The sequence below is a fragment of the Pseudomonas sp. 18.1.10 genome, from assembly GCF_024655625.1.
Classification (GTDB): Bacteria; Pseudomonadota; Gammaproteobacteria; order Pseudomonadales; family Pseudomonadaceae; genus Aquipseudomonas.
Window position 1 is genome coordinate 1 of the sequence record NZ_JANLGL010000188.1, and the last position, 10,452, is coordinate 10,452.

Consider the following 10,452-nt stretch of genomic DNA (forward strand, 5'->3'; position numbering starts at 1 on the left):
GTGCCAGTCACCGGAAATAGTGACTGATCCACCGCTTTCGCGAGCAAGCCCGCTCCCACATTTTGAACGGTGTGCGCTTTAGACTTTGGCCAACAGCGCCAGCCCTTCATGCAGCGCCGGGAACAGGCTGTTGTTGAAGTTGTTCCAACGCAACTCAAGAATCGTGTCCTCAGGCGAAATTTCCGTCTTCAACACGTCGTGAAACACCTCCCCCGAATCAATGCCGTTATCCACGTAATGAAACGACGCACCCGTGAGGTACAGCGGCTCCGACGGCGTGGTGGCCTTGGTCGCCCAATCCGTCACCGTCAGCCCGCGCGCGCCGTACAGCGCATTCCACGTGGCATAGGCGCCGCGACGCTCGTAGGGCGATTCGATGCGGGTAATACCGGGGTGAATGTTCATGATGCGCCGCGCAAACGGCGCACCCGGCCGCACCAGTTCATCCAGGATCACCAGCAGGCCATCCAGCACCACGATGTCAGCCTTCAATTCCACCAGCGTGTCATGCAGGCGGCGCTCGAAGTCCTGCTTGCCTGCGATATGTTCCGCGCTGCCCCGTGGCAAGCGGCGATAGGTGGACGGCACGCTCAGCAGCAGGTCGTTGACCAGGTTGCCCTGCACCCGCAGGTCCGCCGGGTACAGCCATTGGCGGCCAGGTTGGTAGGCAAACCCGTAATCCTTGACCAGTTGCTGGTCCCGTGGGTTCTGCTCGTCATCGTCGTACACCACGCCGACCAGGTTGTAGGCCTCGCCCAGCGGCGTGTCGTTCAGCGAACCCGCGAGGAATTCCAGCACCGACTTCATGTAACGCTCGTGGTCCTTGTAGGCCACCGGCTGCCCGGCCTTGTCGGCGGCGGCGTTTCTCAGGGACCACACGTACACCAGATTCTTTTTCGTCATTGTTTCGCTCTCGCTGGATGGACTGCGCGCCGCGTCGGTACGCGTGCGCCTACATCACAAGAACGAACCAGCCCGCCGCCAATTTATCCACGCCGGCCACCGCCGGGCATGCCGCGCTAAATACTCGCCGCGATGCTTCGTTTGTCATGGGTAAGGGTCTGTGTGCCCAGCCCCTCTATTCACTCTCCGGGAAGTATTTATGACCGACCCCAAGCGCGGCGCCTTCAACGGTCTGCTCGCATTGCTCAGACCCTTTCGTACCCTGGTGACGGTCTCCGTCGTCCTCGGCATGGCGGGCGGCCTGGCCATCACCTTTTTGCTGGCCACCATCAACAACGCCCTGCACTCCGCCACCGGCATGACCCAAGGCGTGGTGCTGACGTTTGCCGCCCTCTGCGTGCTGGCCCTGACCAGTTCGATCGTGTCCGACATCGGCACCAACTATGTCGGCCAGCGCATCATCGCGGCGTTGCGCAAGGAGCTGGGGGAAAAGGTGCTGTCGGCGCCCATTGAACAGATCGAGCGCTATCGCTCCCACCGCCTGATCCCGGTGCTGACCCACGACGTCGACACCATCAGCGACTTCTCCTTCGCCTTCACCCCGCTGGCCATCGCCACTACCGTAACCCTCGGTTGCCTGGGTTACCTGGCGTATCTGTCGGTAACGATGTTCCTGCTGATGATTGTCGCCATCGCCATTGGTTGCAGCGTGCAGTTCATCGCCGGGGCCAAGGGTATTCGTGGCTTTGACGAAGCCCGCGACCTCGAAGACGAGCTGCAACGCTACTACTCGGCAATCGCCTCGGGCGCCAAGGAACTGCGTATCCATCGGCCACGGCGCTACCGCATGAACACCCACCGCATCCAGGAAACCGCCGACCGGATCAGCGACATCCAGGTGCGTTCGGTGAACATCTATATCGTCGCCAAGACCTTTGGTTCGATGCTGTTCTTCGTGGTCATCGGCCTGGCCCTCGCCCTGCAAGCCTATAGCCCCAACCCCGACCCGGCGGTGATTACCGGTTTCGTGCTGGTGCTGCTGTACATGAAAGGTCCGCTGGAACACGTAGTGGGTTACCTGCCGATCATTGGCAAGGCGCGCATCGCCTTTGCGCGCATCACCGAGTTGGCCGACAGGTTCTCCTCGCCGGAACCGCACTTGCTGATGGACGCCAGCGAAGCCCCACACCCGCAGGTGCACAGCCTGGAACTGCGCGGCGTGCGCTACAGCCCGCCGCCGGTGGAAGGCAGTGAGCCGTTCCACCTGGGGCCGATCAACCTGAGCATCAAGCAGGGCGATATCGTGTTTATCGTCGGCGAAAACGGCTGCGGCAAGACCACCCTTATCAAACTGCTGCTGGGCTTGTATCAACCCCAGGCCGGGGAAATCCGCCTCAATGGCGAAACCGTGACCGACCCGGTACGCGATGACTATCGCCAGTTGTTCACCACGGTGTTTGCCGACTACTACCTGTTCGATGACCTGGTGCAGGGCAGCGCCACGCAGTCGCTGGACAGTGCGACCAAGTACCTGGAGCGCCTGGAGATTGCACACAAGGTCAGCGTCAAGGACGGCGTGTTCAGTACCACCGACCTGTCCACCGGCCAGCGCAAGCGCCTGGCCCTGGTCAACGCCTGGCTCGAAGAACGCCCGGTGCTGGTGTTCGACGAATGGGCCGCCGACCAAGACCCGGCCTTCCGCAAGATTTTCTACACCGAGCTGCTGCCGGACCTCAAGCGCCTGGGCAAGACCATCATCGTCATCAGCCACGACGACCGCTATTTCGACATCGCCGACCAGTTGGTACGCCTGCGCGCGGGAGAGGTGGTGCACGAAATGGAGCCGGCGTGAAAAAAGTTTTCCGGTTTCTCCAAGTAGGAACGTCTCACTAGTGGTAATGAGAATCTAACTCAATAAACACCTATAATCTGCCCACTAAAACATAGAAGAGAAAGCATTCATGTCAGTACGACTCGGTCTGAGCCCCCTGAGCAAAGCGCTATCCATGCGCCGGGCCCTGCACTTCAACCTGTTGCCCAGCGCGCTGGCCCTGGCTGTGTCGCTGCCGATTGCTGGCTATGTGCAGGCACAGGAACTTGAGATCGACGTGCCGGCGCAGCCACTGGGATCGGCGCTGCAGGAGTTCGGCCGACAGACCAACCTGCAAGTGCTCTACAGCCCTACCGACGTTGAGGGAAAGAACAGCAACGCAATCAAAGGCAAGCAGGAGCCAAGGCAGGCAATCGCCAACCTGCTCAAGGGCACCGGTGTCAATTACTCGCTCCAGGGCAACGCTATTGCCATCAGCGCTGTTGCGTCGTCCGGACTCGAACTGGGCGCCACGCAAGTGACCGCTAACCAACTGGGCACCGTCACCGAAGGCACCGGCTCGTATACCCCCGGCACCATCGCTACGGCCACGCGCCTGGTGCTGAGTCCACGGGAAACACCGCAGTCGATTTCGGTGGTAACCCGCCAGGCAATGGATGACTTTGGCCTCAACGCCATCGACGATGTCATGCGTCACACCCCAGGCATCACCGTGTCAACTTACGACACCGAACGGACCAACTACTATTCTCGCGGTTTCTCTATCGTCAACTTCCAGTACGACGGCATCCCCACTCTGCGCGACGCACAGTATTCCGCGGGACAGACCCTGACGGATATGGCCATCTACGACCGCGTCGAGATACTGAAGGGCGCAACCGGCCTGCTGACCGGGGCTGGCGGCCCTGGCGGCACGATCAACCTGATTCGCAAAAAGCCTACGAGCGAATTCAAGAGCAGCATCGAATTGGGTGCCGGCTCATGGGATAACTATCGCTCACAGATTGACGTGAGCGGCCCCTTGACCGAAACCGGCAACGTGCGCGGTCGCGCCGTAGCAGCGTATCAGGACAAGCATTCGTTCCTTGACCACTACTCGCGCAAGACTGGCGTTCTGTACGGCATCCTTGAAGTTGACTTGACCCCGGATACGTTGCTGACGTTGGGCGCCGACTATCAGAACAGCGATCCGAAAGGCTCCAGCTGGACCGGCACACGGACCATTTTTGATGCTTCCGGCAACAAACTGGACCTGCCGCGCTCCTTCAACAACGGTCCTAAATGGGGCTCGTGGGAACAGTACAGTCGAACCCTGTTCGCCACCCTCGAACATAACTTCGATAATGGCTGGGTCACCAAGGGCCAATACAACCATCAGGTAAACGGCTACGACGCACCGCTGGGCTACATCTCCCAGGATTCCGCCACCGCCAGCTCCATCTATGCACGCAAATACGTCGGCGATACCACCAGTGACAGTCTCGACGTCTACGCCTCGGGGCCGTTCGAGCTGTTCGGTCGGGAACATGAGTTGGTCATTGGCCAGTCCCTGTCGATCTCGAAGTGGAAAGCCAAGGACTACACCGCCACCACGTATTTCGATAACTCCTACGACTTCTACAACTGGAACGGCCAGGCCATTGAGCCATTGTGGACCGCCACCAAAGTCAATGACGAAACCACCCGACAGACCGGCACCTATGTCACCGGGCGCTTCAGCCTGACAGACGAACTGCACCTGTTGCTTGGCTCGCGAATTGCCAACTACCAGGTCACCGGCACAAGCGACACCCAGGAAAGCGGCAAGGTCGTGCCCTACGCCGGCCTGACGTATGACCTGAATGAAAACTTCACGGCATATGCCAGCTACACCGAGATCTTCCAGCCGCAAACCCAATACCGTACCCGTACCCGCGCCATGCTGGACCCCAACGAAGGCAAGAACTACGAGTTCGGCATCAAGGGAGAGTTCTTTGGTGGCCGCTTGAACTCCAGCCTGGCCTACTTTGAGGTACACGAAGAAAACCGTCCGATCGCCGACACGGCATGGAACTCGCAGGCAGGCGTCGACTACTCCTACGTCGGCACCAAGACCAAGACCAAGGGCTACGAAGCAGAGCTCTCCGGCGAACTTGCACAGGGCTGGCAGTTGCAAGCGGGCTACACCCACAAGGTCGCTCGCGATGATGACAACAAAAAAGTCGCCACCTGGGAGCCGGAAGACCAAGTCAGCTTCTACACCACCTACAAACTGCAAGGCAGCCTCGACAAACTCACCGTCGGCGGCGGCGCGCGCTGGCAGAGTGCAGGCTGGCAGACTGTCAACAACTGGGGCTACCCTGGCGGTGGGCGTTCTGAAAAGTTCACCCAAGAGCCCTACTGGCTGGTGGACCTGATGACCCGCTACCAAGTGACCGAGAACCTGTCCGCGACGCTCAATGTCAACAACCTGTTCGACAAGCACTACTACACCAACATCGGTTTCTATGACTCGGCCTACCCTGGCGACCCACGCAACTTCATGGTCACTACCCGCTACGACTTCTAAACCACAACCTCAAAAGCCCCTGGCCACCCTGTGACCAGGGGCTTTTTCAGGCTCATGGCAAAACGCCCCTGACCATCGATGATGGCCAGGGGCGTTTCTGTTTAGCGTGGGTGCCTACGCCAGCGCAGCCACAAAGCTGCGGATGAAGTCGGCATCATCGACAATCCGGTGGTGCGTCGTATCGATCACCACCGAGCGCTGGATACCACCTTGGCCAATCACCTCACGCATACCGGCTTCGATCAGCGCCTGGTGCATCCCCCCCTCACTCAACGCAGCCCACCAGCAACTGACCGGTGCTTTGATCGCACGGTAGTCGGTGTCCTGCAGCCGCTCATCCAGGACTTTCTTGAGCGACCAGGAACGCTCGGTTTCACCACCCGCCTGCAACTCTTCCTTGAGGGCACGGAAGCGGTCGCCCACTGTTGATTCCGCCCATTCGCACAGATACTGCCACTGCTCATCTTCGTTGCCGACGGCGGTGTGCACAACGCTCTGGATCTGCTCGGCGAACGTCGGGAACATCACCGCCAAAAGCTCAGCACGGCGCTCAACCACGGAGATCACCCGCTCATCGACCAACGCGCCCTGACGCCAGAACGCGGTAAAGCGTGCCGGCGGTGGGGCATCGATCCAGCCGACCGATTCAACGCGACGGCCAGCCTGTTCCAGGCGATACGCCACTTCCATCGCCAGGTTACCCCCCAGCGACCAGCCTGCCAGGCAAAAAGCACCGTGGGGCTGAGCACTCAGCAATTGCTGGGTATAGTCCTCAACCATCTGTGCCCAGCTTGGCACCTCACTCCCGTCTTCCACCAAGGCCCGGCAAATCACGCCCTTTACCGGGCGCTGCTCGCGCAACGCCAGGGCAATCGCCTTGTAGCAATGTACCGAGCCGAAGCTTGGATGGAACAGGTACAACGGTGTGCCTTCAAGATGACTGTTGAGCGGCACGATCAACGAGGCGGGGCCCTGACCTTCCAGGCAACGCACCTGCCCGGCCACGGTGGGATGAAGCATCAATTGGCTGACGGCCAATGTGGCGCCCAACGCCTTGTTCAGCCGGTCCTTGAGCATCAGTACCAATAACGAATGACCACCCAGCTCAAAGAAGTTGTCGTGCAAGCCTACGCGCTCAACGTCCAGCACCTGCGCCCAAAGGCTAGCAACCTGCTGTTCAAGCGGGCTGCGCGGGGCAACGTACTCACGATCGGCGGCGTCAGGCTTGGGCAATGCCTTGCGGTCCAGCTTGCCATTGGGGCTCACCGGCATCCGCTCCAGAACCACCCATTGCGCGGGAATCATATAGTCCGGCAGATGGTTACCCAGGTGCGCGCCCAGGCGTTCGCGCCAGCCGTCGCCGGCTTGCTGCAGCACCAAGTAACCCACCAGATGCTGGCCATCCACTACCAGCACACTGGCTTCGCGCACCTGCGCGAGCTCCAGCAAGCGCGCTTCGATTTCCCCCAGTTCAATGCGCAGGCCGCGCAGTTTGACCTGATGATCGAGGCGCCCCAGATACTCGATGACACCGTCGGCTCGCTGTCGCACTCGATCACCGGTGCGGTACAGCCGCGCTCCCGCATGGAACGGACAAGGCACAAAGCGCTCAGCTGTGAGACCAGGGCGGCGATGGTAGCTGCGCGCCAGACCCGCGCCGCCCAGGTACAACTCACCAGACACCCCGACCGGCACGGGCGACAAATTGGCGTCCAGCACAAGCGTGCGCAGGTTAGCGATCGGCTCTCCGATAGGTACGGTGTTCTGGTCTTCGTCGACGCAGGTCCAATGGGTCACATCAATGGCGGCCTCGGTCGGGCCATATAGGTTGTAGAGTCCGGCTTGCGGCAGCTGGGCGAACACCTGTTGCTGGGCATCCACCGGCAGTGCTTCGCCGCTGCACACGATACGTTGCAGGCTTTGGCAGGTGGACACGAGGGAATCCTGAAGGAACGCCTGGAGCATCGACGGTACAAAGTGCAATGTGGTGACCTGTTCCCGATTAATCAGGCTGACCAGCTTGGCCGGATCGCGGTGATCCCCAGGCGCCGCAACTACCAGGCGCGCGCCGGTCATCAATGGCCAGAAGAACTCCCACACAGACACGTCGAAGCTGAACGGGGTCTTTTGCAACACGGTGTCGCCCGCGTCCAGAGCGTAGGCCTCTTGCATCCAGCACAACCGGTTGGTCAGCGCAGCATGCCGGTTACCCGCACCTTTGGGCTGGCCGGTGGAGCCGGAGGTGTAGATCACGTAGGCAAGGTTTTCACCGTCCAGCACGATACCCGGGTTTTGCTCGCCGTAACCTTCAAACCAGGACTCGCCCAGCACCAGGCTGTCCAGCCCCTGCGGAATCGGCAGGTGCTCAAGCAAGTGCGCTTGGGTCAGCAGCAGCTTCACCCCGCTGTCTTGCAGCATGTAGGCCAAGCGTTCACGCGGGTATTCCGGGTCCAGCGGCACGTAGGCGCCGCCGGCCTTGAGCACCGCTAGCAGGCCGACGACCATTTCGATGGAGCGCTCCACCGCCAGCCCCACCAGCACGTCCGGGCCGACACCGGCCTCCATCAGACGATGGGCCAGACGATTGGCGCAGCGGTTCAGTTCGGCATAACTCAACTGTTGTTGACCAAACGCCAGCGCAGGTGCATCTGGCGTAAGCGCAACCTGGGCCTCGATTCGGTGGTGCACACAGTGCGCCAACGAATAGTCGCGAGCGGTGGCGTTCCAGTGGTGTACCGACGTTTGCAGCTCGCTCGGCGCCAGCAACGGCAACTGGTCGATACGCTGCTGCGTATCTACGGCCATCCCGGCTAACAAATTCAGCCAATGACTTGCCATACGCGCCACGGTGGCGGGCTCGAACAGATCCGTCGCGTAGGTCAGCGAGGCGACAAGCCCCTCGCTGGATTCATGGGCATTGAGGCTCAAATCAAACTGGGCCGTTTGGCTTTCCCACTCCAGGCCACTGACCTTCAGGCCCGGCAGATGCAGACGCTCGTCGCGCACAGGCGCCTGCGTCTGATGGTTGAAGAGCACCTGGAACAGCGGGTTGAAGCTCAGGTTGCGCTCCGGCGCCAAGGCTTCCACCAATTGTTCGAACGGCAGGTCCTGATGCGCCTGGGCATCCAGGGCGCGTTGCTTTACCTGGGCCAGTAACTGAGCAACGGTATGCTGCCCGTCAATGTCGGCCTTCAAGACCTGAGTGTTGACAAAAAAGCCGATCAACTGCTCGGTTTCCACACGATTGCGATTGGCAATAGGCACGCCGACGCGAATGTCCGACTGACCGCTATAGCGATGCAATAAGGCCTGGAATGACGCCAGCAGCAGCATGAACAGCGTGGCTTCCTCGCGCTGGGCCAGAGCCCGTAGCGCATTGACCAATACCGAGGGCACCGGGATGTCCAGGCTCGCACCGCGATGGCTTTGCTGGGGCGGACGGGCATGATCCAGCGGCAGTTCCAGTACCGGCTGCTCACCGCCGAGCAATGCGCGCCAGTAGTCCAGTTGGCGCGCCTTTTCGCCGGCTTCCATCCAGGTGCGCTGCCACACGGCATAGTCCGCGTACTGGATCGGCATGTCCGGCAATTGCGCGGCCTGGCCCTGGCTGAACGCGGCATACAGCTGCACCAGTTCGTCGACCATCACCTGCATCGACCAGCCATCGGAGATGATGTGGTGCTGCACCAGCACCAGCACATGGTCGTCTTCGGCAACGCGCAGCAGACCAACCCGCATCAGCGGCCCCTGGGTCAGGTCGAACGGCTGCGCAATATGCGCTTCAACCTGCGCGCGCAGCGTCGCCTCAGCGACATCGACAATGGCGATTTCGACGCAGGCCGTCGCCGCAATCACCTGCGCGACGCCCTCCCCCTCCTGCTGCAGGTGGGTACGCAGACTCTCATGACGCATGACAAGCGCATCGAAGCTGCGTTGCAACGCCACATGATCGAGTGGTCCTTTCAAGCGCAGGGCACTCGGTACGTGGTAGGCGGCGCTGTGCGGGTCCAATTGCCAGAGAAACCACTGGCGCTCCTGCGCATAAGACAGCGGCAACGCTTGCCCGCGACCGACCGCCACCAGCGCCGGCGCCACCTCGCCTGCTTCAAGTGCGTGCAAGGCCGAGGCAAAGCCATCGAGACGCGGCTGCTCGAATACCAGCTTCAGCGGCACTTCACGCCCCAGCACCTGCCGCAAACGCGACACCACTTGCATCGCCAGCAGCGAGTGGCCGCCCATTTCAAAGAAGTGGTCGCCCAGGCCTACCCGCTCCGCGCCGAGGACCTGCGCCCACACGGCGGCCACCTGTTGCTCCAGCTCGGTGACCGGCGCCACCCACGCCTGTTGCGACAGGCTGGCATCCGGCTTGGGCAGCGCCTGGCGGTCGAGCTTGCCGTTGGGGTTCAGCGGCATGCGCTCGAGGAAGATCAGGTGCGCGGGCACCATATAGTCCGGCAGTTGCTCACGCAGGTTCGCCTTGAGCGCTTCGGCGTCATGTTGTGCAGCGACCAGGTAGGCGACGAGCTGGTTGTCGACGGCCAACACCAGGGTTTCGCGCACGCCGTCCTGGGCCAGCAACAAGGCTTCGATTTCCCCCAGTTCGATGCGAAAACCGCGGATTTTCACCTGGTGGTCGACCCGGCCGACATACTCGATCACGCCGTCGGCGCGGTAGCGCGCCAGGTCGCCGGTGCGATACAGGCGTTCGCCGGTGTCACCGAACGGGTCCGGCACAAAACGCTCGGCCGTCAGCAACGGCCGGTGCAGATACGCCCGTGCCAAGCCGCATTGGCTGCCGATATACAACTCGCCCACCGCGCCCAGTGGCGCCAGGTTGAGGTCGCGGTCCAGCACGTACAACGCCCGTCCCGGCAACGACCGCCCAATCGGGCTGGCGGTGGCGCCGATCACGGCATCACCGGCCGTGCAATCCAGCACGCTCGACACCACGGTGGCCTCGGTCGGGCCATAGGTGTTAAGCAAACGCACATGGCCCAGCCCGGCTTTCAACCACTGCGCCGGGCCGTCCAATGGCATGGCTTCGCCGCCGATGTGGATCTGGCGCAACGCCCCGTAGGAACGCGGGCCAGCGGCCAGGCAGTCGAGCAGGAACAGGTTCCAGTAGGCCGTCGGCAAGTCGGCCAGGGTGATGCCTTGCGCAATGATTTCG

Annotated in this window: 4 protein-coding genes; 2 read left to right on the top strand and 2 right to left on the bottom strand. The window is 61.5% G+C overall.

The window, feature by feature from the left end:
* Positions 1–78 precede the first annotated feature (78 nt).
* Positions 79–903, bottom strand: a complete 825-nt coding sequence (locus NUV89_RS23535; protein WP_257783207.1) for a N(5)-hydroxyornithine transformylase PvdF — start codon at positions 901–903, stop codon at positions 79–81.
* Positions 904–1,102: 199 nt separating this feature from the next.
* Between NUV89_RS23535 and NUV89_RS23540 the strand changes: the two genes are divergently transcribed.
* Entirely contained in the window at positions 1,103–2,755 is a 1,653-nt protein-coding gene (locus NUV89_RS23540; RefSeq protein WP_257783208.1) for a cyclic peptide export ABC transporter, read from the top strand.
* 109 nt (positions 2,756–2,864) lie between these two features.
* Entirely contained in the window at positions 2,865–5,282 is a 2,418-nt protein-coding gene (locus NUV89_RS23545) for a TonB-dependent siderophore receptor (RefSeq protein WP_257783209.1), read from the top strand.
* A 114-nt stretch (positions 5,283–5,396) separates the two neighbouring features.
* On the opposite strand, the gene NUV89_RS23550 is transcribed toward NUV89_RS23545, so the two are convergent.
* Positions 5,397–10,452 (bottom strand): non-ribosomal peptide synthetase (locus tag NUV89_RS23550; protein ID WP_257783210.1); only part of this gene is annotated, 5,056 nt, incomplete at its 5' end.